This window comes from Tistrella mobilis (genome assembly GCF_039634785.1).
GTDB lineage: Bacteria > Pseudomonadota > Alphaproteobacteria > Tistrellales > Tistrellaceae > Tistrella > Tistrella mobilis.
In genome coordinates this window covers 1-21,045 of the sequence record NZ_JBBIAB010000035.1, presented here as the reverse complement: position 1 = coordinate 21,045, position 21,045 = coordinate 1, and the positions used below count along the sequence as shown (strand labels likewise).

The window sequence follows — 21,045 nt, the reverse complement described above, 5'->3', positions numbered from 1 at the left end:
CATGCGCCCGCCGGGACTCCCCGCCCAGGGACGTATCATTCCAAGGTTCCGGCAGGTCTCCTGGCTCGCGGGTCACCGCCGCCACGCCGGCCTTCCCGACGGTTGCCCGTCAGTGGCCCGGTCTTGCGTGGCCGCTCTCCGCCTACAGTTGCGGGGACAGCTCCGGCATTGACGGGGGTGTCCTCCGTCGCACCGGATTCCCTCTTAGCCCCAGATCTTGTGGACCTGGGGAACCGAGAACGCCGCATCTTGTGCAGATCGGCGTCCCGCCGTCAAGCCTCGGCGGCAAGTTCGAGCCCCAGGCGACCCAGCGCCGCAGCCACGCCGGCGCGCACCATGGCATCCAGACCGCCCGGCACCTCGACCGCCACCTGCCGGGCAGCAGGATCGGTGCAGCGCAGCTCCGCCCCGGGGGCGATATCGGCGAGCGCCGCCCGCACCCGGTGCAGGGTCGCGTCCTGGCGCAGGCGAAAGCGGGCGATCTTGCCGAGCGGCGTCAGCGGCAGATCCGGCACCACGAAGACATGGCGCGGCCGGGCCGGCGGTTCGGCGATCGCGGCGGCCACGAAGGCCGCGACATCTTCGGCCCGGCATTCCGCCCCGGCGCGGGGCATGACATAGAGCACCGGCAGTTCGCCCGCATAATCGTCGGGCATCGCCACCGCCGCCGCCTGGGCGACCGCCGGATGGCGATGGGCGACCTCTTCGATCAGGACCGGATCGATATTGTGGCCGCTGCGGATGATCACATCCTTGGCCCGGCCGGTGATCCGCAATTCACCCGACGGCAGCAGCTCGCCCAGATCGCCCGAGGCGAACCAGCCGTCGGCCGGCACTCCCTCGATACCCGCCTCGGTCAGATAGCCCTGAAAGACATTGGGGCCGGCGACGCGGATCTCGCCGCCCTGGGCCACGGTCACCTGCATCAGCGGCACCGGCGGGCCGACGGCATGATCGTGAAAACGGCCATCCACCGGCTGCACCGCGACGATGCCGCCGGTTTCGGTCATGCCGTAGAGCTGCGAGACCGGCCGGCCGCTCACCGCCTCCACCCGCTTCGCCAGTTCCGGCGCCAGCGGCGAGCCGCCGGTCAGAAGGCCGCGAAGCGTGGCGAGGGTGGAGCTGCCGCGCGGCGCATCGACGATCGCCGCCAGAATGGTGGGGACACTGCCGATCAGGCTGGTGCGGGTCTCGTCGACGATCTCCCAGAACCGGCCGACCACGGCCGGGTTGCGCAGGGCGGTCGCGGTCGGGAAGATCACCGTCGCCCCTTCCGACAGCGCCGCCAGCAGCACATCGACCAGCCCGCCGACATGAAACAGCGGCAGCCCGGTCAGCACCCGGTCCGCGGGGCCCATGCCGTTGCCGGCGGCGACCATCAGGGTTGCCGCCACCAGATTGCGGGCAGACAACCGCGCCAGTTTCGGCGCGCCGGTGGTACCCCCGGTATGGATGAAAGCGGCGACCCGGTCGGCATCCCCCGGCGATACCGGCCCGGCGCCCTCGCCCAGCGCCAGGAAGGCGGTCCAGCCGAGCGCATCGGTCGTCTCGGGCCCCACCGGTACTTCCACGACCGTGGCGACACCAGGCGCGTCCGCCACGGCCGCCGCCACCCGCGCCCGCACATCCAGCGCCGGATGCGGCCCCATGGTCACCACCACCCGCACCCGGGCCAGCCGCAGCTGGGCAGCGATCGCCTCGGCCGAGAGCAGCAGGTTGACCGGAAAGGCGGTGCCCACGGTGGCGGCCGCCAGCACCGCCGTCACGGCCTGGGGCACGAAGGGCAGCAGGATCGCCACCCCGTCCTCCGGCCCGACCCCCAGCCGGCGCAGAGCGGCTGCCGCCCGGCGGACATCCGCCAGCAGCTTGTCATAGGACACCACCACCGCCGGCGTGCCCGCGGCATCGGGCAGGTATTCCAGCGCCGGATGCGCCGGCCGGGCCGCCGCGACCCGGTCCAGCAGCGCCAGCGGCGTGGGTGTGGCGTCCAGGCGGGCCAGCAGCGCCGCCCCCCGCCGATCGGTCTCCGGCATCATGGCCGTTTCTCCCTGTCGTTCTGTTTTCTTGTCGTCTTGTTTTTGCGGGATCGATGCCCGAACGGGCTCAGCCCTTGGCCCGGTTGTCCATCTGGTGGATGGCTGCACGGGCTTCATCGCCCTCGGGGATCGGCCGGCCGCTGTCGCGCCACTGGACGGCCGCCTTGAAGCCCTCGGCCTGGGCATAACGGCGGAACCACAGCCCTTCCGGATTGTGGCGGGTGATGCCGTCGAACACGGTCGCCATCATCTGGCTCTGTTCCAGACCCATGGTCAGCATCACCTGATTGACCACCATCTTGTGCATGGCCAGATGGCCGCGCGGTACACCGGCAATCCGCTCCGCCAGCTTCCGGGTCGCCGCCTCCAGCTCCGCCGCCGGCACCACCTCGTTGGCCAGCCCCCAGGCGGCGGCGGTGCGACCGTCGATCACGTCGCCGGTGAACATCAGCTGCTTGGCGCGGGTCGGCCCCAGCCGGTAAGTCCACATCGCCGTGGTCGGGCAACCCCAGACACGGGTCGGCATGTAGCCGATGCGGGCATCCTCGGCCATCACCAGCAGGTCGCAGCAAAGCGCGATGTCGCTGCCGCCGGCCACCGCCGCGCCATGGACCTTGGCGATGGTCGGCTTGGAACAGCGCCAGAGGCTCATGAAATCCTCGGTGTTCCGCTTCATGTACGCGTAGTCGACCATCGGATCCCAGGGATAGCTTTCCTGCTGGCAGGGGTGCTCCACCACCTGTTCTGCCGTATCGGCCAGGTCATAGCCGCCGCAGAAGCCCTTCCCCGCGCCCTCGACCACGATCACATGGACCTGATCATTGGCCTCGGCCCAGGCGACCGCCTCGCGGATGTCGCGGGGGGTCTGGTCGGTGATGGCGTTCAGCCGTTCGGGACGGTTCAGCAGCAGCCGCGCAATGCGGGGCGATGCGGGATCCTGGTCGATCCGCAGGGTGGCGAAATCGGGCATCGGGGGCTCCGGTCGAGGGGGGTTCAGGCTTCACAGTCAATATTGACTGTATGACTCGACCCCACAGACAGTCAATCCTGACTGTCGAAGCGCCACCCATGGTCGCGGGTTGCAATCCGCCGCCGGGCGTGCTTGCAATCCCCCACCTCGCTCACACGCTGCCGGAGACGCCGCCAGATGACCGATGCTTCCGCTGCCCGGCCCTCGCTCCGCGACCAGCAGCGCGACCAGACCCGGCAGCGCCTGCTGGATGCGGCGGTCACCTCGCTGATCGAACGCGGCGTGGCGCGGACCACGACGCTGGAAGTCCAGCGCCGCGCCGGCGCCAGCCGCGGCGCGCTGCTGCATCATTTCCCAAGCCATGCCGCCCTGCTCTCGGCCACGATCGGCGAGCTGGTCCGGCGCAACGACGCCGCGGTTTCGCGCGCGCTGGAACATCACGAACCGGACACGAGCCCGGTCGCACGCGCGATCCGCAGCCTGGTGGAGATGAGCAGCCAGCCCGCCTTCATGGCCGAGCTGGAACTCTGGGCCGCCGCCCGCACCGATCCCGATCTTCAGGCCGCGATCCGCGCCGCCGAACGCGATGCCCGCAGCGATCGCGAACGGGTGGTCTCGGCCCTGTTCGCGCCGGTCGCCGACCGGCCGAATTATGCCGCGGTGGTGGAGATGACCATCCAGGTCCTGCGCGGCCTCGCGGTCTCGCGCCAGATCTCGCGACGGCCCGAGACCGAGCGCGAGCTGATCGACCGCTGGATCTGGGCGGCGGAGACGCTGCTCTCCGCCCCGCCGCCCGAAGGCTGAAACCTGAAGCCTGAAGACGATCGAGCCTCAGGCGGCGAGCGTCGCATCCAGCGTGATCTTGGCCTTCAGCACTTTCGAGACCGGGCAGCCGGCCTTGGCCTTGGCGGCCAGTTCCTCGAACTTCGCCTGATCGGCGCCCGGCACCTTGGCGGTGAGCGAGAGATGAACCGCGGTGATCTCGAAACCGTCGGCGACCTTTTCCAGGGTCACCTTCGCCTCGGTCTTCATCTCGTCGGCGGTCAGCCCCGCCTCGCCCAGGATCAGCGACAAGGCCATGGTGAAGCAGCCGGCATGGGTCGCCGCCAGCAATTCTTCCGGATTGGTTCCGGCCTGATCCTCGAACCGGGCCGCGAAGCCATAGGGATAGGCGTTGAGCGCCCCGCTTTCGGTGGAAACCGATCCCTTGCCGTCCTTGATGCCGCCCGACCAGGCGGCAGATCCACGTCGCACGATCTTCATCTCGATGACCTTCCGTCAGAGTCCGTTGAAACGATTGAACCGGCATGCCAGGCCCATGGTTCCATGCTCACCCTGGTTCCAGCCTCATTTCGGCCGGGGCCGAAACATCGGGGCATATCGACGGGCTAGGATCTGCGGGCTACATCCTCCTCAGGAGCCTGGTCATCCCATGATCCTCGTCGTCTTCGAAGCCGTTCCGACCGAGATCGGCCGCCAGACCTATCTCGAACATGCCACCATGCTCAGCCCGCGCCTCGGCGAGGTCGACGGCTTCGTGTCGGTCGAGCGCTTCGAGAACCTCGCCCGCCCCGGCCATCTGCTGTCGCTCTCCGCCTGGCGCGACATGGCCGCGGTCGATGCCTGGCGGCGCGACGGCGCCCATCGCATGGCCCAGGCGGTCGGCCGTTCCGGCGTCTTCGCCGATTATCGCCTGAGGGTCGCGACCACGCTGCGCGATTATGGTCTCACGCAGCGCGCGGAGGCCCCGGCCGATGCTCTCTGAAACCGATCCCGCCCTGATACTCGCCGTCGCCGGCGCCTTCCTGCTTGCCGGCACCGTCAAGGGTGTGGTCGGCTTCGGCATGCCCACCGTCTCGCTGGCGGTGCTGGCCGGCATCACCGGCCTGCCCGAAGCCATGGCCCTGCTGCTGGTGCCGTCTTTCGTGACCAATCTTCAGCAGGCGCTGACCGGCGGCCACCTGAAACCGCTGCTCCGCCGGCTCTGGTCGCTGCTGCTGGTCTCGATCCCCTGCATCTGGATGGGTGTGGCGATCCTGGCTGAAACCGATCCGGACCGGCTCGCCCGGCTGCTCGGGGCGGTGGTGATGATCTATGGCGCCGCCGGTCTCGCCGGCCTCTCTTTCCGCGCCCCGCCCCGGGCCGAACCCTGGATCTCACCCGTGATCGGTGCGGTGAACGGCCTGCTCACCGGGCTCACCGGATCCTTCGTGGTACCGGGTGTGGCCTGGCTGCAGGCGCTGGGGCTGGACCGCAACGCCCTGGTCCAGGCCATGGGCCTGCTGTTCGCGGTATCGACCGCGGCACTCGGCCTTGCCCTCGGTGGCCGGTCGCTGCTCACCCCCGAACTCGGCCTCGCCTCGGCCCTGGCGGTGATCCCGGCGGTGGCGGGCATGGCACTGGGCGCCCGGCTGCGCCGCCGCCTGCCCGAACGCCATTTCCGCCGGGTGTTTTTCGGTGCCCTGATCCTGCTGGGGCTGCGCCTGCTGGTAGGCGGCGGCTGAACGTCATGGGTCTTGGCATCCCGCCTGCGCCTGCGCATCATCACGCTCTATGACGGCGGACAGACAGGAGCCATCACCGATGACGCCGAACATCGCCTCCGGACAGCTGGTCGCCGAAATCGCCGCCGTCATCGGCGACGTCGCCCGCGCCAATATCCTGACCGCCCTGATGGACGGCCGGGCACTGACCGCGGGCGAGCTGGCCGCCCATGCCGGCGTCACCCCCCAGACCACCAGCGGCCATCTCGCGAAGCTGGCCGATGCCGGGCTGATCACCGGTGAACGCCAGGGCCGGCACCGCTATGTCCGCCTGGCCTCCCCCGCCGTCGCCGAGGTGATCGAGGCGCTGATGACCGTCGCCGCCACCGGCCCGGTGCGCCATCGGCCGGTCGGGCCGCGCGATCTGGCGCTGCGGGCCGCCCGCAGCTGCTATGACCACATGGCCGGCAGGCTGGGGGTTGGCCTGGCCGCGGCGCTGGAAGCCGGCGGGCTGGTTGCGGTCGCCGACGGATCGGGTGCCGTCACCGCCCGCGGCCGTGATTTCTTCCACGATCACGGCATTGCGATCGATGTCGGCCGGGGCAGCCGGCCGCTCTGCCGCACCTGCCTGGACTGGAGTGAGCGCCGCCATCATCTGGCCGGCCGGCTGGGGGCTGCCCTGTTCACCCATGCCCTGGACCAGGGCTGGGTACGGCGGGCCGAAACCAGCCGGACCCTGACCGTCACCCCGCCCGGACGGATCGCCTTCAACCGGGTGTTCGGGGTCGACGATACCGTGCTGGTGCCCTGAGGTGACGACGTTGCCCTTCGACGGCCTGTTCCGACCGCTCGGCCAGGCGGCGGCCATGGGCCTGGATGCCCTGCCCGGCGTGGCAGAGGGCTGGCGGATGGCCGCGATCCGCGGCCTCGCCGATCACCTGGCCGAACGTTTTGCCGCCATCGCGGCGCCGCTGGTCTTCCAGCTGTTCGAAACCCGCCGCCCGCCCCTGCCGGCCGCCGCGCTGCTGCTCGACCGGCCACCGGCCGGCACCTCTTCCGCCGCCCATGACGCCTTCATCGCCGGGCTGATCGCAGGTGGCTGGCAGGCTGTGTGCGCCCGGCACCCGGTCCTGGCCTCGCGTCTGGACCGGGTCGCGGCCGATGGCCGGGCGGCGGCGGCCGATCTGCTTCGCGCCTTCGCCGCCGACCGCGACCGGCTGGCCCCGCTCACGGGTCCCGCTCCCGACATCACGACCATCACCTTCGGCCTGTCGGACCCCCATGGCCATGGCCGCGGCGTGGCGCGGGTCGATCTTGCCGACGGCCGGGCGCTCGCCTTCAAACCGCGCGGCCTTGCGCCCGAAGCCGGCTTCTTCGCCCTGCTCGGCTGGCTTGACGAGCGGATGAGCGCCGGCCAGCGCCGCCGCCTGCCGCCGCAGCATTGTCCGGCGGTGATTGATTGCGGCAGCCATGGCTGGATGGCCTGGGTGGAGCGGGCCCCCTGTACCGCTACGGCGGAGGTGGAGGCCTTCCACCGCCGCCTGGGCGGGCTTGCAGCGCTGCTCGACCTGCTCGGCGCCAATGACGTGCATTCCGACAATCTGATCGCGGCCGGCGCCGCACCGGTGGTGGTCGATCTCGAATGCCTGTTCGGCCTGCCCGCGGCGTCACCCGCCCTCGACCGGCTGGAAGCCACGCCTGCCCTGCTCACCACCGGGCTGCTGCCCTTTCTGGTGCCGCTGCCGGGCGGGGCGTCGCACAGGGGCGGGCTCTGGCGCAATATGGGCTGCCTCGGCCCGGTGCTGCCGGCGGCGACCGTGCCCGACAATGGCTGGTGCCATATCGGCACCGACTGGATCCGCCGCGCAACGGTGGCGGTGCCGGTAGAAGATCCCTGCCGCCCCGTCCTCGACGGCCGGGAGGCGGATGTCACCCCCTGGGTCCCGGCGCTGGTCGACGGCCATGACGCGGCGATGGAGGTGTTGATCGCCCATCGCGATGCGCTGGCCGCCGCAGACGGCCCCCTCGCCTTCACCGGCGCGCTCTGCCGCCATGTCGCCCTGCCCACCGAAAGCTATCGCCGCCTGCTGGTGCGTCTGGCCGAGCCGGACCTGGCCGATGCCCCGGAGGCGCCCGCCGCCCAGGCCGCACGCATCGCCCACCGGCCGCCACAGCCGGGCATCGATGCCGGTCTCTGGCCGGGCCTGCTGGCGGCAGAGGCGCGCGCGCTCGCCCGTCTCGACGTGCCCGCTTTCCGCTTCGATCCGGCCGATGGCCGGCTCAGCGAAGCCGATGGCAGCCCGATCGGCCGGTTCGCCCCGCCCCCGCGGGCCCGCATCATCGCAAAGGCCCGCGCGCTGTCGGATGTCGACCGGCGGCGCGCAGGCGGCATGCTCGGCCAGGTGCTGGCGCCGGTCCGGCCGGCAGCCGCCGATTACCAGGGACTGGCGGCGCATCTGGTCGCCACCGCCCTGCCCCGCAGCGATGGCGGGATCGACTGGATCCGCCCCCATGAACGCCCGCCGATCGCCTGGCGGCCGGCCGGCCACGGCCTCTATCACGGCAGCCCCGGCATCGCGCTGGCGCTGGCCCAGGCCGGCCGTCTGGCCGGGCGGTCCGACTGGCTGGACGCCGCACGGGCCGCCCTTCTGCCGCTCCGCCGCTTCATCGCAGATCCCGGGGCGGATAACGCGCTTGCAGCCTTCGGCCCCGGCTATGCCGACGGGCTGGGCGGCATGATCGCAGGTCTGGTCTGGGCGGCGGAGCTGCTCGACGATCCGGCGTTCATCGGCGATGCTTCCCGCCTCGCCCGCACCGCCGATCCCGACGACACCACCGCACCCCTGCCGTTCGACCTGCATGACGGCCTGGCCGGGCTGGTGGTCGCCCTCGCCTTCCTGCACAGCCGCGCCCCCTCGGCCGCGCTGGCTCGACAGCTTCGGCGCCAGGCCGACCGCCTCATCGCCATGGCCACCACCGATGGCGATGCCCTGATCTGGCGGCCGGCGCGCGGCCCGGTGCTGGCGGGCCTTGCCCATGGCCAGTCGGGCATGGCGGTGGCGCTGGCCGCCGCCGGCACCGTGACCGATACCCCGGTCCTGATCGATGCCGCCCGCCGGGCGCTGACGGCCGAAGATCGGCTGTTCGATCCGGCCCGCGCCAACTGGCCCTCCCCCGATCGCGGTCATCGCCCCGCCACCGCCTGGTGCCATGGCGCGGCCGGCATCGCGCTCGCCCGGCTGGCCCTGCTCAATCTGGCACCCGACATCTTCGCCGACCGGCGCGCGGAGCTGGACACGGCCCTCGCCACGACGGCAGGCGCCCCCTCCTCGGGCGCCGGGGATCTCTGCTGCGGCGATGCCGGCCGCCGGATCATCCTCATCCGGGCCGGCCGAACGGTCCCCGGGCCTCTGTGCGGCCCGCCGGTGCTCTGGAGCGACGCCCCGCCGCTGGCCGCGCCGGATCCCTGCCTGTTCAAGGGCCTGGCCGGGCTCTGCCATGCGGACGCCCTCGCCCATGGCGGGCCGCAGACCTCCTGCTTTCTGCTGCCGTTCGGTTGAGCCGCGGTACACGGTCGTCGACATCGGCCACGGCCGACCATGGCGGAAGCCGCCGACAGGCGCTAGCGTCAGGCCCGGATCAGCACATCACACCGGATACCCGCCATGAGCCGTGATTTCGACAAGCTGAAGGACATCATCCAGTCCAACCCCGACCTGCTGGGCGAGGGTGGCGATATCGGCGCCGCCTCGCGCCGGCTGGAAGAGGTTGCCCGCGCAAACGGGCTCGACATCGACGCCGCGGAAATCGAGCGGCAGTTTCACAGCCGCGCGACCGATGGCCGTCCGAATGACGAACTCGACGATCAGGCGCTGGATCAGGTCGCCGGCGCCGGCTCACCCTGGTGCATGTTCACCAATGGCTGCTACTGCATCTTCACCAAATGAACTGAAGGGCCCCGGCGGTCAGGCCAGATAGCGGGCTTCCATCAGGTCGATCTCGCGTACCAGCCGGCGGGCCAGGTCGTCATCGATCTCGCGGGCGCGGGCAATGCGGAAAATCTCCGCCCGCTCGGCCCTCAGCCCCGCCAGCCGCAGCCGGCGTTCGATCTCGTCGGTGCGACGGAACAGATCGGCCGTGGTCGCATCCGGGCTGTCGGCATCCAGCCTGCGGCGATACAGCTCCATCACCCGGGCCGCCACGGCGGCATGCAGATCGGCATCGGTGCGCCCCGCCGACATCTCGTGCTGGGCGCGCTCCACCGCCAGGATCGCCGCCCGGGCCGCCGCCGCCCGGATGCGGTCGGCGGTCTGGTCCGGCTTTGCCAGCGCATCCGGCGCCAGCCCCTTCAGCACCCGCGGCAGGCCGATCGCGGCCGCGATCAGCGAGGCCAGGATCACCCCGGCCGCCAGGAAGATCGCAAGATCGCGCGCCGGAAAACCGGTCCTGTGGTCCAGCATCAGCGGCAGGGTCAGGATGCCGGCCAGGGTGATCGCACCGCGCACCCCCGCCAGCGTCATCGCCCCCACCAGCCGATGAATGGTGCCGCGCGACAGCGGCGCCCCCTCGTGCCGGCGCAGCAGGGTCAGGCGCAGCGAGACATAGACCCAAAGCCAGCGCAGCGCCGCAAGCCCGGCCGTGATCGCCAGCACATAGACCGCCAGCCACCAGGCCTCGTGATGGCCGGTCTCGCGCACCGCGGTGACGGCGCCCGACAGGATCGCCGGCAGCTGCTCGCCCATCAGCACGAAGATGACGCCGTTGACGGCGAACTGCACCGTGTCCCAGACGGCATTGCGCCGCACCCGGGTGATCGCCTGAACCTGACCGCGGATCTCGGCATGGGACATGGTGATGCCCGCGGCCACCGCCGCCAGGATCGGCGACACACCCAGCCGGTCCGCCACCAGCCAGGCACCAAAGGGGATCAACAGGCTGATCAGCACCTCGATGCCCGGTTCCTCGCCGGCATGGCGGCTGATCCGGCCCTTGATCCAGGTGGCGCCCAGGGTGATCAGCACACCCGTCGCAAGCCCGCCCAGCGCCAGCTGCGCAAAGCTCAGCAGCGCCTCGGACATCGAGAAACCGCCGGTCAGCAGCGCCGCCACCGCGAAGCGCAGGCAGACCAGGCCCGAGGCGTCGTTGAGCAGCGATTCGCCTTCCAGCACATGCATCACCCGCGCCGGCAGCGGGCTGCGGGCGGCGATCGCCGTCACCGCGATCGGATCGGTGGGCGACAGCACGGCCGCCAGCGCAAAGGCCACCTCCAGCGGCATGGTCGGGATCATCCAATGGATGAAGAAGCCCATGCCCAGCACGGTGAACACCACCAGCCCCAGCGCCAGCTGCAGGATCGCACCGTAATCGCGGAACAGCCCCGGCTTGGGGATGCGCCAGCCGTCCAGAAACAGCAGCGGCGGCAGGAACAGCAGGAAGAAGACCTCGGGCGAAAGCCGGATGCCCAGATCGGCCACCGCGGCGATGCCGGCACCCAGCGCGATCTGCACCAGCGGCAGGGGCAGGGCAACCGGCAGCAGCCTGACCAGGAAACCGCTCGCCACCACCGCCAGCAGCATCACCAGCACCAGGGTGATCAGTCCCATGGCCGTCGCACTCCCCGTCCGCGGGGCCCGGACCGGGCCCGTCCCGCGCACGATAGCGGAGCGATGGCCGGCTGCGGCAGACGCAGCTCGGCATGGCTGCCGCGCCGCAACGGCATGGCGGTCTCAGAGGAGGAGAGGCTCAGAGTTGCCAGGGCTCAGAAGTGGAAGGGCTCAGAACGGCAGGCCGACATAATTCTCGGCAAGCGTGGTGAGCGCTGCTTCCGACGACAGCAGATATTCAAGCTCCGCCCGCCGCAGACCGGCATCGAAGGTCGAGGCGGCGGGCCCGAAATCATGCAGCATCGCGGTCATCCACCACGAAAAGCGCTGCGCCTTCCAAACCCGCGCCAGAGCCCGGGCCGAATAGGCGCCAAGCGCCGCCTCGCCACCACCGCCATACCAGTCGACCAGGGCGCGGGTCAGATAGTGCACGTCCCCCGCCGCCAGGTTCAGCCCCTTGGCACCGGTCGGCGGCACGATATGGGCGGCATCGCCGGCCAGAAACAGCCGGCCATGGCGCAGCGGTTCGGCCACGAAGCTGCGCATCGGCGTGACGCCCTTTTCCAGCACCCGCCCCTCGGTCAGCCGCGCGCCGTCCGCCTCCCCCAGCCTGGCGCGCAGCTCTTGCCAGATCCGCGCATCCGGCCAGGTGGCGGGATCGGTTTCGGGCGCGCATTGCACGTAATGCCGCACGATGCTGGGGGAGCGCATGCTGTAGAGCGCGAAGCCGCGGGCATGGCGGGCATAGATCAGCTCGTCCATCACCGGCGGCGCTTCGGCCAGGATGCCCAGCCAGGCGAAGGGGTAGACCCGCTCATGCGTGGTCAGCGCGCCTTCGGGCAGGCATTGGCGTGCGACACCGTGGAAACCGTCGCAGCCGGCGATCACATCGCAATCCAGCCGCCGGCTCCGGCCCTCGGCATCGCGCCAGGTGACGAAGGGCGCAGATCCCTCGAAGCCTTGCGGCATCACCTCGTCCGCCTCGAAATGCAGGGCGTCGGGAACGTCCAGCCGTGCGCGGATCAGGTCTTTCACCACCTCGGTCTGGCCATAGACCGTCACATGGCGCCCGCCGGCACGGCCGGCCAGATCCACATGGACCCGGTGGCCATCCAGCGAGATATGGATGCCGCCATGCACCAGCCCCTCGCGATGCAGCCGGTCTGCGACGCCTGCCTCGTCCAGCAGATCCACCGTGCCCTGTTCCAGCACGCCGGCGCGGATCCGGCCTTCGCAATAGGCCCGGCTGCGCCGTTCCAGGATCACCGAGGCGATGCCATGCTTGTGAAGCAGCTGACCGAGCAGCAGCCCCGCGGGCCCTGCGCCGATGATCGCGACCTGGGTGCGTTCACGCATCCTCCCCCTCCCCCGAAAGCTCCCCGCCCGAAGGCCTGCCGTCCCGCAGCGCCGCTTCGGCGATCACCCGGTCGATGAAACGGTCGGCCGATCCGCGATCGCCGCCATCGCCTGCGCGCGCCTGCATCGCCGGCGCATCGATCTCCAGATCGTCCAGCAGCCCGTCTGCATGGTTCAGCGCCGCCGCGGTCACCACCGCCATGGCCGGCCAGCTCTGCCATTCCGCCGTCCAGGCGGCGCCGTCGCGCTCCTCGGCATGGATCAGCGCGCCATGCAGCGCGCTTAACCGCCCCGCAACCTCGCGCGCTGCCGCAACCAGCAGCTCCGCCCGCACCGGGTTGCGCTTGTGCGGCATGGCCGAAGATCCGCCGGCGCCGCCGATCCGTACCTCCGCGATCTCGCTCCGCGCCATGATCAGCAGATCGGCGCCGATCTTGCCCAGCGCCCCCGCCACCAGCGACAGCCAGCTCCCCAGTTCGGCCAGGCCGTCGCGCTGGGCATGGCCCGGCATCGGCGGCAGGGTCAGGCCCAGCCGGGCGGCGAAGGCCGCCTCCAGCCGCGCCGCCGCGCCGGGGTCGATGCCCGACAGGCTGCCCACGGGCCCGCCCAGGGTCGCGACCAGCAGCCGCGGCTTCATTTCGTCCAGGCGCCGGCGATGGCGGATCAGCGGTGCCACCCAGCCGGCCACCCTCAGGCCCAGCGGCACCGGCAGGGCAATCTGCCCCCGGGTCCGCCCGGCCATCATCGTCGCCCGATGCGCATCCGCAAGCGCGGTCAGCCGTGCCACCAGCCCCGCCAGCCGCCGGTCGATCACCGCCAGAACCTGCCCGGCCTGACGCATCATGGCGCTGTCCAGCACATCCTGGCTGGTGGCGCCCAGATGCACGAAGCCGGCCGCCTCGCCGGTCACCGCCCGTCTCAGCCTCTGCACCAGTGCCGGGACCGGCACGCCGTCCCGCGCCGTGGCCGCCGCCAGCATCTCCGGGTCGATGTCGAGCCCGCGGGCAGTGGCGGCGATCGCGGCGGCCGCCGCCGCCGGCACCAGCCCGGCCGCCTCCCCCGCCTCGGCCAGCACCGCCTCCACCTCCAGCATCGCGCCGATCAATGCGCGGTCCGCCAGCAGCTGCGCCACCTCGCCATCCGACCACAGCCCGCCGAACAGCACCGAGCCCGTGAACAGCCCCGTTTCGCGTTCATGCTCAGACATCGAAGAACACCGTCTCGCCATCGCCCTGCATGCGGATGTCGAAGCCGTAGGCAGGCAGCCCCGGCACCACCAGCCGCCGCGCCACCAGCGTTTCCCGCCGCGCCTCCGGCACCAGGGCCAGCACCGGATCGGCCGCCAGCGCCGCGATGTCCTCGGGGAAATAGATCCGGGTGAAGGCGTGGCTCAGCAGCCCGCGCATGAACAGGATCACCGAAAGATGCGGTGCGCCGCCCTCGCCCGCAGCCACGCCCGGCCGCACGGTCTCGAACCGGAAGCGCCGCTCGGGATCGATGCCGGTACCGCAGCGGCCGAACCCCCGGAAGCCGGGCGTCGCCGGCCCCGCCACCCGGCCGGCGGCATCGCATTGCCAGATCTCGACCAGGGCATCCTCGATCGGCGCCCCGGCGCCATCAAGCACCCGGCCGGTGATCACGATCCGCTCGCCCGGGCAGGTCTCGTCGGCAATCACCGCATCGGCGATCTGGCCGCCTTTGTAGCCGTATTGCCGCGCGGTCAGCCCATAGGCGAAGAACGGCCCCACGGTCTGCGACGGCGTCTGGACCAGGCTGTTGCGCATCGCCTCAATCCTCCATCGGCGTGGCCATCGCGCCGCGCAGCACGATGTCGAACACATAGCCCAGGGCGAATTCCGCCTGCGTGACGCCGATATCGAACCGCGCCACCAGCCGGTCCCGCGCCCCGGCATCGGCGGTCGCCTGGAAGATCGGATCCAGCGCCAGCAGCGGGTCGCCCGGGAAATACATCTGGGTCACCAGCCGGCTGGCGAAGCTCCGCCCGAACAGCGACAGGTGGATGTGGTTGGGCCGCCAGGCATTCGGATGGTTGCGCCAGGGATAGGCGCCGGGTTTGACGGTGATGAAGCTGTAGCGGCCGTCCTGATCGGTCACCACCCGCCCCGCCCCGGTGAAATTGGGGTCGAGCGGCGCATCATGGGCATCCGCGACATGGACATAGCGCCCGGCGGCATTGGCCTGCCAGATCTCGACCAGCGTGCCCGGCACCGGCCGGCCGGCATCGTCCAGCACGCGGCCGGTCACCACGATCCGCTCGCCCAGCGGCTCGCCATTCACCCGGCCATTGCGGGTCAGGTCGTGGTCGAGCGGCCCGACCGCATCCTGGCCGAAGACCGGGGCCGTCGCCTCCATGATGCCGTGCGGGATCGGGATCAGGGGTTTCGACGGCGCCCGCAGCAGGGTCGATTTATAGTCGGGCGCCAGATAGGGCGGCTGGGCCGACCAGTCGCGGGGGGAAATCTCTCCGGTCACCTGTCCTGCCCTCCCTCTCCATCGGCGGAAGACCCCGCCGTCATCTCGGCCAGCACCCGCTTGGCGATGGCAAAGGCGGTGTTGGCCGCCGGCACCCCGGCATAGACCGCCACATGCAGCAGCGCCTCCTGCACATCCGCAGCGCTGGCGCCGGTATTGGCCGTGGCGCGGACATGCATCGCCATTTCGTCGTGATGGCCCAGCGCCGCCAGCAGGGTGATGGTCAGCATCGACCGTTCGCGTGGGGTCAGATGCGGCCGGCTCCACACCTCGCCCCAGGCGCCGCGGGTGATGAACTCCTGAAACGGCGCATCGAAGGCCGACATGTTGCGGTGGGCCCGGTCGACATGGGCATCGCCCAGCACCCGGCGGCGCATCGCATCGCCCCTGATGTCACGCGGATCTGACATGGCCGGTCTCCTTCATGGGGCGCCAGATCGGCACAGGCTCGTGTAGGATGATGCATGGCAGCGTGAAGGGAGAGGCGGGTAGATGATCGACCGGCGCATCAAGTTCCGGCATCTGACATGCTTCCTGGAAGTGGCGCGGCTGCGCAGCGTGGTGGCCGCAGCCGACAGTCTGGCGATCACCCAGCCGGCGGTGTCGAAAACGCTGCGCGAGCTGGAAGAGGTACTGGACGCCCGGCTGTTCGATCGCGGCCGCCGCGGCCTGACCCTCACCCCCTTCGGCCGCCTGTTCCTGAACCATGCCGGCACGGCGGTGACGGCCCTGAGCGACGGCGTCGACGCCATCGCCCGCGCCCGGAGCGGCGACGGCACCGAGCTGCTGCGCATCGGCGCCCTGCCGACCGTCGCAGCCCAGGTGATGCCGGCGGCGGTGCGCCGCTTCGACACCGGCGGTGCACGGGCCATCGTGCGGGTGGTCGACGGGCCCAACACCCTGCTGCTCGCCCAGCTCAGGATCGGCGAACTCGATCTGGTGGTCGGGCGCCTGGCCGAGCCGGAAGCCATGACCGGGCTCAGCTTCGAGCATCTCTATTCCGAACGCGTCACCTTCGCCGTCCGCCCCGGCCATCCCCTGCTCGACCGTCCGGTCCCCGACCCGCGGGCGGTGGCCGGTTATCCGATGATCGTGCCGCCGCCCGGCTCGATCATCCGGCCGGTGGTGGACCGGTTCCTGATCGCCGCCGGCATCCGACGGATCGACACGGCGATCGAAACCGTCTCGGGCACCTTCGGCCGCAGCTATGTCCGCCAGTCGGATGCGGTCTGGATCATTTCTCGCGGCGTGGTCGCCCGCGACATCGCCGAGGGCCAGCTGCGCGAACTGCGCCTGGATACCGGCGACACCAGCGGACCGGTCGGGCTCACCACCCGGGCCGACCAGCCGCCGACACCGGTGCTGCGCCTGCTGATCGACGCGATCCGCGATGTCGCGGCGGATCTGAGAGCGGCGGATGCGGAAGAAGAGCTGGTTCATCTGCTCAATACCCCAGCAATCGCGGCAGGGTCAGCGTGATCGCCGGCACCGCCACCAGCAGCGCCACCCGCAGGATCTCGGCCGCGAAGAACGGCATCACGCCACGGAAGGTCTCGCGCATCGGCACGTCGCGGGCGAGGCCGTTGATGATGAAGACATTCAGCCCGACCGGCGGCGTGATCAGCCCCAGCTCCACCACCACCAGGGCGATGATGCCGAACCAGACCTTCTGATCCTCGGGCGTCAGGCCGAAATCGAGCCCCGCCACCACCGGCCAGAGGAAGGGGATGGCGAGCAGGATCATGCTCAGCGAATCCATCAGACAGCCGAGCAGGATCAGCAGCGCCAGGATCGCGACCAGGATCAGATAGGGATCGAGCGTGCTTTCACGAACCAGCGCCGCCCCGGCCTGCGGCAGGCCCGACCGGGCGAGGAAGATCTGCAGCAGGGCCGCGCCGAACAGGATCAGATAGATCATGGCGGTGGAGAGTGCCGTCTCCAGCATCGCCGCCTTCAGCCCGGCCGGGCCCAGCCCGCCGCGGCCGGCCAGGCGGAGGCCGATCCCGTAGAGCCCGACCAGCAGCGCGCCAACGGCGGCCGCGGGTGTCGGATTGAACAGGCCCATATAGATCCCGCCGATCACCACCCCGAAGACCAGCACCACCGGGGCCAGGCGCAGTGTCAGGCGCAGTTTCTCGGGCCAGGGCACGGGGGCCGCTGCGGGACCCAGTTCCGGCTTCAGCAGCACCTGGATGCGGATCACCGCCAGAAAGAAGACCACCGCGATCAGCCCGGGCACCAGGGCGGCCCCGAACATGGTGACGATGTTGCTCTCCACCGTGACCGCATAGATCACCAGCACCACCGAAGGTGGGATCAGGATGCCGAGCGTGCCACCGGCCGCCAGCGTGCCGGTGGCGAGCGCCGGGGCATAGCCCAGCCGGCGAAGTTCCGGCAGCGCCACCTGCCCCATGGTCGATGCGGTGGCAAGCGACGAGCCGCAGACCGCACCAAAGCCGGCGCAGGCACCGATCGCCGCCATGGCGACACCGCCACGCAGCCGGCCGATCCAGGCATTCACCCCTGCAAACAGATCCCCCGACAGGCCGGACCGGCCGGCGAACTGGCCCATCAGGATGAAGAACGGCACCACGCTCAGGTCGTAGAGCGAGAACTGGTCGAAGGCGAGGGTCTGCAACTGGCGAAGCAGGATGGTCTCTCCCGACAGCACCACCGTACCGCCGGCCCCGACCAGCGCCATGGCCAGCGCGATCGGCACCCTGAGGGCGATCATCACGAACATGATGACCATGCCGGCGATGCCGGTCTCGATCGGCCCCATGACGTCAATGTCCTCCCGCACCGCCAGGCATGGCGGCCTCGTTCTCGATGCCCGCCGCCGGCCGCCCGCCTGCCGCCATCCAGCCCGCCACCGCGGCCCAGAGGGCGAGCGACACCAGGATCGGCGGGAAGGCCCACCAGACCGGGATCTGCAGGATCGGCGTCACTTCCGGATAGTCGGTGGCGTAATAGCCAAGAAAGCCCAGGCTCATCCGCCAGAGCAGCAGCAGGGCGAAGCCGGCCATCAGGACATCCACCACCCGGTCGAGCCCGCGCTGCACCCCGGGTCGCAGGGCCTGAATGAACAGGTCCACCGAGACATGGGCGCGCATCAGCTGGGCGAAGGGCAGGAAGGCGAAGACGGCGATCGCGCAGCCCAGCTGGGTCAGTTCGAAATCACCGGTGATCGGCCGACGGATGGCGAGGTCGAGCACGATGCTCGTCCCCGTCACCGCCATCACCGCCACCAGAACCACGCCCCCCGCCAGCGCCCAGAGGCGCGCCGCCCGTTCCGGCAGCGGACGCCTGCGCGCGCCCTGATCGCTCACCATGCCTCTCACTCGGCATGGGCCGCGACGCGCTCGCGCGCCCGGGCAACCAGGGCCGTACCGTCGATGCCCTTCGTGGCCGCATCCTCGATCCAGCGGGTTTCGACCGGTGCAAGGGCCGTGCGGAAGGCCGCCAGTTCGTCGGGCGTCAGCTTCGCGATATCGATGCCGCGATCGGTATAGGCCTTGCGACCGACCTCTTCCGCCTCCAGCCAGGCCTTGCCGATCTCCCGGGCGAAATCCGCGCCGGAATTGCGGTCGATCACAGCCTTCAGATCCTCGGGCAGGCCGTCATACTTCGCCTTGTTCATGGCGAAGATGAACACCGCCGTACCGAAGCGCTCGCCATTGGCGCCCTCGCCGGGGCCGCGGGTCAGCTGGTCGAGCTTCAGCGACGGCACCACCTCGAACGGCACCATCACCCCGTCGATGACCCGCTTGGAAATCGCCGCCGGCACGTCCGGCACCGGCATGCCGATCGGCGAGCCGCCCAGCGCTTCCACCACCCAGCCGCCGACCCGGCCGGGAATGCGGATCTTCCTGCCCTGAACATCGGCGGGGCTGCGCACCGGGGCATCGACCATGTTCAGCGTCTGGCCGGCATGAACATGGACCAGCAACGGTTTGACGGTCTTGAACTCGTCGGCGAAGTCGCTCGCCAGCATGTCGCGGATCGCCAGATTGGTGGCGACCGGATCATTCAGATGCACGAAGGGCAGTTCGAAGACTTCAAGCTTCGGGAAGCGGCCGGGGGTGTAGCCGGCCACCGTCCAGACGATGTCGGCAATACCGTCCTCGGCCTGCTGGAACAGCTGGTTGGGCTTGCCGCCCAGCGACATCGACGGATAGATCTCAACCGAGATGCGGCCGCCGGACTCCTCTTCCACCCGCTTTGCCCAGGGCTCGATCAGCCGGGTCTGGGCCGGGGCCATCTGGTTCAGGAAATGGTGAACGGTCAGTTTCACCTGGTCTGCCGCCATCGCCGATGCCGAGACCAGCATCGCCGTGGCCGCCACAGCCAACCGCACGAAGATGCGCATCCGATATCCCCCCTGAACGTCGCATCGTCCGGCCCGGAAGCCGGCTGCCGGATGGTCCCGGCGCGATCATTGGGTCAACGATGGCAGCGCCGGCCGGCGATTCAAAGTGAGGTTTGCGGCCCTCTTGCATAACCATACGGTTATATAAATGAACAGCCCCACGGCACAGGATGCGCCAGCATGCACGGAGAGGTGGAGCACGGGCCTGTACAATCAGTGCCTTCGCATCCACACTTCCGGGGACCATGATGCCATCGCATGAGGGGGAGACACACATGGCGAGCTGGGCGCTGATCCTGGTTCCGGGTTATCACCGAAAGCCCAGGAACACCCTGCGCGAGGTGCTGGTCGCCAACCTCGCGATGTCGGAAACCATGCCGATGACCATGACCGCATCGGATACCGACAAGGCGACCCTGGCGGTGACCCCATCCGATACCACCGGCCTGCCCCAGACGCTCGACGTCTACGAGGCGTCCTGGTCGGACCTGATCCCCACACCGGCCGAAGACCAGCCGATCGGTCGCCTCTTCCGCGGGCTGTCCCTGCTGATCTACTGGCTGGGCTATCCGCGGATGTGGTGTGCGGTCTTCCGCTATTCCTTCTACATTGCGGTCGGTTATCTCGCATCGGCAGCCATGCTGGTGCTCTGGCTGGTTTCGCTGATCACCATCGTCGCCCAGGCGGTCGGGGGCGATATATCCCCCACCGCGGCCACGGGCAACGGCTCCGGCGCCATGGTCTGGGTGGGGCAGCATGTGCAGGCCGCCGCCGCCTGGCTGGTGGCGCAGCTGCCGCAGAGCTGGGCCGCGACCCTCACCATCCTCATTCCCCTGCTGCCGGTGATGGCCGTCGCCGATCTCGCCGCCTTCACCCGCGCCTATCTGCGCGATGCCGCAGCAGATGGCATCACCGGCCTGCGTGCCCGGTTGCGCATGCGCGTGCAGTCCAGCCTCGCCAGGGCGCTCGCCACCGGCAGCTATGACAGGGTGATCATCGTCGGCCATTCCTTCGGCTCACTGATCGTCACCGATCTGATCGCCGGGTGGTATCGCGCGGCGGATCTCGAAAAGATCTCGGTCGTCACCATCGGATCGCCCGGCGCCGTCTTCGCCTTCCGCTCCCGCTGGCTGACGGATGAAATCGCCGCGGCGGTCGAACGCCGCCCGGGCCATGGCTGGAGCGACATCCATGCAGACCGCGACCTGCTCTCGGCCGGTCTGGTGCCGGTCGACAGCCCCGCCATAGAAGCGGGAGATGTCACCCGCTTCGTCGTCGACCTGCCCGGGGGCCTGATGGACCGGATCGACGGCACCATCCACTTCACCTATTTCCGCGACGAACAGGTGCTGCGCACCATCCTCGGCCAGGGTGCCGCACCAGGGGCCCCTGCCCTGCCGCATACCGTAGGAAAGCCCGCCTTGCCGGCGCCGGCGGTGTAGGGGAAAAGAGGCAGGAAGATCGCGGGGGCCCCTGCCCGATGAGATCCGGCCCCCGCTGGCCCCCATGTTTTTAAGGCGGGCCGAGCCCTCCCCTGCCCCGGTCTGGCGAGGGAAAGAGAAAGAGAGAATGCGATGCCCAAACGCAGCAACGCCGCCCGCGGCGAGTGGCCATGGGCGGCGTTTGCTGGAAACTTGGTTGCGGGGGCAGGATTTGAACCTGCGACCTTCAGGTTATGAGCCTGACGAGCTACCGGGCTGCTCCACCCCGCGTCAGGGCGTAGGCGGTTGGCAGT

At 70.2% G+C, this 21,045-nt stretch carries 20 protein-coding genes, 1 tRNA gene and 1 riboswitch; of the genes, 8 read left to right on the top strand and 13 right to left on the bottom strand.

The window, feature by feature from the left end:
• Window positions 1-33: 33 nt before the first annotated feature.
• A riboswitch (cobalamin riboswitch) is annotated at window positions 34-253 on the bottom strand.
• A gap of 19 nt (window positions 254-272) precedes the next feature.
• Complete coding sequence (locus WI697_RS26070) at window positions 273-2,036, bottom strand: AMP-binding protein (RefSeq protein WP_345960501.1); 1,764 nt, start codon at window positions 2,034-2,036, stop codon at window positions 273-275.
• A 67-nt stretch (window positions 2,037-2,103) separates the two neighbouring features.
• Window positions 2,104-3,006: a crotonase/enoyl-CoA hydratase family protein gene (locus tag WI697_RS26065; protein ID WP_296719655.1), complete on the bottom strand. Its 903-nt coding sequence runs from the start codon at window positions 3,004-3,006 to the stop codon at window positions 2,104-2,106.
• 177 nt (window positions 3,007-3,183) lie between these two features.
• Between WI697_RS26065 and WI697_RS26060 the strand changes: the two genes are divergently transcribed.
• Entirely contained in the window at window positions 3,184-3,810 is a 627-nt protein-coding gene (locus WI697_RS26060) for a TetR/AcrR family transcriptional regulator (RefSeq protein WP_296719657.1), read from the top strand.
• A 27-nt stretch (window positions 3,811-3,837) separates the two neighbouring features.
• Here the strand turns inward: WI697_RS26060 and WI697_RS26055 are convergent, their stop codons facing one another.
• Window positions 3,838-4,269: an OsmC family protein gene (locus tag WI697_RS26055; protein ID WP_062766808.1), complete on the bottom strand. Its 432-nt coding sequence runs from the start codon at window positions 4,267-4,269 to the stop codon at window positions 3,838-3,840.
• A 169-nt stretch (window positions 4,270-4,438) separates the two neighbouring features.
• Between WI697_RS26055 and WI697_RS26050 the strand changes: the two genes are divergently transcribed.
• The 5 genes from WI697_RS26050 to WI697_RS26030 all read left to right on the top strand — a co-directional run bounded on the left by WI697_RS26050 (window position 4,439) and on the right by WI697_RS26030 (window position 9,436).
• A complete protein-coding gene (locus tag WI697_RS26050; protein WP_296719663.1) occupies window positions 4,439-4,771 on the top strand; it encodes an antibiotic biosynthesis monooxygenase family protein in 333 nt (110 codons plus the stop codon).
• Complete coding sequence (locus tag WI697_RS26045) at window positions 4,761-5,510, top strand: sulfite exporter TauE/SafE family protein (protein ID WP_345960500.1); 750 nt, start codon at window positions 4,761-4,763, stop codon at window positions 5,508-5,510. Before WI697_RS26050 ends, WI697_RS26045 begins: the two co-directional genes overlap by 11 nt.
• 79 nt (window positions 5,511-5,589) lie before the next feature.
• Entirely contained in the window at window positions 5,590-6,300 is a 711-nt protein-coding gene (locus WI697_RS26040) for an ArsR/SmtB family transcription factor (protein WP_345960499.1), read from the top strand.
• 1 nt (window position 6,301) lies between these two features.
• Window positions 6,302-9,049, top strand: coding sequence for a DUF4135 domain-containing protein (locus tag WI697_RS26035; protein WP_345960498.1), 2,748 nt, complete (start codon window positions 6,302-6,304; stop codon window positions 9,047-9,049).
• A gap of 105 nt (window positions 9,050-9,154) precedes the next feature.
• Window positions 9,155-9,436, top strand: a complete 282-nt coding sequence (locus tag WI697_RS26030; protein ID WP_062766794.1) for a hypothetical protein — start codon at window positions 9,155-9,157, stop codon at window positions 9,434-9,436.
• An 18-nt stretch (window positions 9,437-9,454) separates the two neighbouring features.
• Here the strand turns inward: WI697_RS26030 and WI697_RS26025 are convergent, their stop codons facing one another.
• From WI697_RS26025 to pcaC, 6 genes are all read right to left on the bottom strand, one after another.
• Complete coding sequence (locus WI697_RS26025; RefSeq protein WP_345960497.1) at window positions 9,455-11,092, bottom strand: Na+/H+ antiporter; 1,638 nt, start codon at window positions 11,090-11,092, stop codon at window positions 9,455-9,457.
• A 171-nt stretch (window positions 11,093-11,263) separates the two neighbouring features.
• Window positions 11,264-12,448, bottom strand: a complete 1,185-nt coding sequence (gene pobA, locus WI697_RS26020; protein ID WP_345960496.1) for a 4-hydroxybenzoate 3-monooxygenase — start codon at window positions 12,446-12,448, stop codon at window positions 11,264-11,266.
• Window positions 12,441-13,655: a lyase family protein gene (locus WI697_RS26015; RefSeq protein ID WP_345960495.1), complete on the bottom strand. Its 1,215-nt coding sequence runs from the start codon at window positions 13,653-13,655 to the stop codon at window positions 12,441-12,443. The genes pobA and WI697_RS26015 overlap by 8 nt, the downstream gene beginning before the upstream one ends.
• Window positions 13,648-14,232, bottom strand: coding sequence for a protocatechuate 3,4-dioxygenase subunit alpha (gene pcaG / locus WI697_RS26010; RefSeq protein ID WP_345960494.1), 585 nt, complete (start codon window positions 14,230-14,232; stop codon window positions 13,648-13,650). The genes WI697_RS26015 and pcaG overlap by 8 nt, the downstream gene beginning before the upstream one ends.
• A gap of 4 nt (window positions 14,233-14,236) precedes the next feature.
• Window positions 14,237-14,941 (bottom strand): protocatechuate 3,4-dioxygenase subunit beta, encoded by a 705-nt coding sequence (gene pcaH, locus WI697_RS26005; RefSeq protein ID WP_345960493.1) that lies wholly within the window; start codon window positions 14,939-14,941, stop codon window positions 14,237-14,239.
• On the bottom strand, window positions 14,938-15,351 hold the full coding sequence (gene pcaC / locus WI697_RS26000; RefSeq protein WP_345960492.1) for a 4-carboxymuconolactone decarboxylase: 414 nt from the start codon (window positions 15,349-15,351) through the stop codon (window positions 14,938-14,940). The genes pcaH and pcaC overlap by 4 nt, the downstream gene beginning before the upstream one ends.
• Before the next feature lie 82 nt (window positions 15,352-15,433).
• Here pcaC and pcaQ point away from each other — a divergent pair, with 82 nt between their 5' ends.
• Window positions 15,434-16,420, top strand: coding sequence for a pca operon transcription factor PcaQ (gene pcaQ, locus WI697_RS25995; protein WP_345960491.1), 987 nt, complete (start codon window positions 15,434-15,436; stop codon window positions 16,418-16,420).
• Here pcaQ and WI697_RS25990 read toward each other — a convergent pair.
• Genes WI697_RS25990 through WI697_RS25980 form a run of 3 tightly spaced genes read right to left on the bottom strand, consistent with a single transcriptional unit; the run spans window position 16,386 to window position 19,310 of the window.
• Window positions 16,386-17,723: a TRAP transporter large permease gene (locus WI697_RS25990; RefSeq protein WP_345960490.1), complete on the bottom strand. Its 1,338-nt coding sequence runs from the start codon at window positions 17,721-17,723 to the stop codon at window positions 16,386-16,388. The two genes, pcaQ and WI697_RS25990, sit on opposite strands and share 35 nt — an antisense overlap.
• Window positions 17,724-17,727: 4 nt before the next feature.
• Window positions 17,728-18,273 carry a TRAP transporter small permease gene (locus tag WI697_RS25985; RefSeq protein ID WP_062766767.1) on the bottom strand — a complete coding sequence of 182 codons (546 nt, stop codon included), beginning with the start codon at window positions 18,271-18,273 and terminating at the stop codon, window positions 17,728-17,730.
• Window positions 18,274-18,278: 5 nt separating this feature from the next.
• On the bottom strand, window positions 18,279-19,310 hold the full coding sequence (locus WI697_RS25980; protein WP_345960489.1) for a TRAP transporter substrate-binding protein: 1,032 nt from the start codon (window positions 19,308-19,310) through the stop codon (window positions 18,279-18,281).
• A gap of 275 nt (window positions 19,311-19,585) precedes the next feature.
• Between WI697_RS25980 and WI697_RS25975 the strand changes: the two genes are divergently transcribed.
• Window positions 19,586-20,752 (top strand): alpha/beta hydrolase family protein, encoded by a 1,167-nt coding sequence (locus tag WI697_RS25975; RefSeq protein ID WP_345960488.1) that lies wholly within the window; start codon window positions 19,586-19,588, stop codon window positions 20,750-20,752.
• A 193-nt stretch (window positions 20,753-20,945) separates the two neighbouring features.
• Here WI697_RS25975 and WI697_RS25970 read toward each other — a convergent pair.
• Window positions 20,946-21,022: transfer RNA gene (locus tag WI697_RS25970), tRNA-Met, on the bottom strand.
• Window positions 21,023-21,045: the final 23 nt, after the last annotated feature.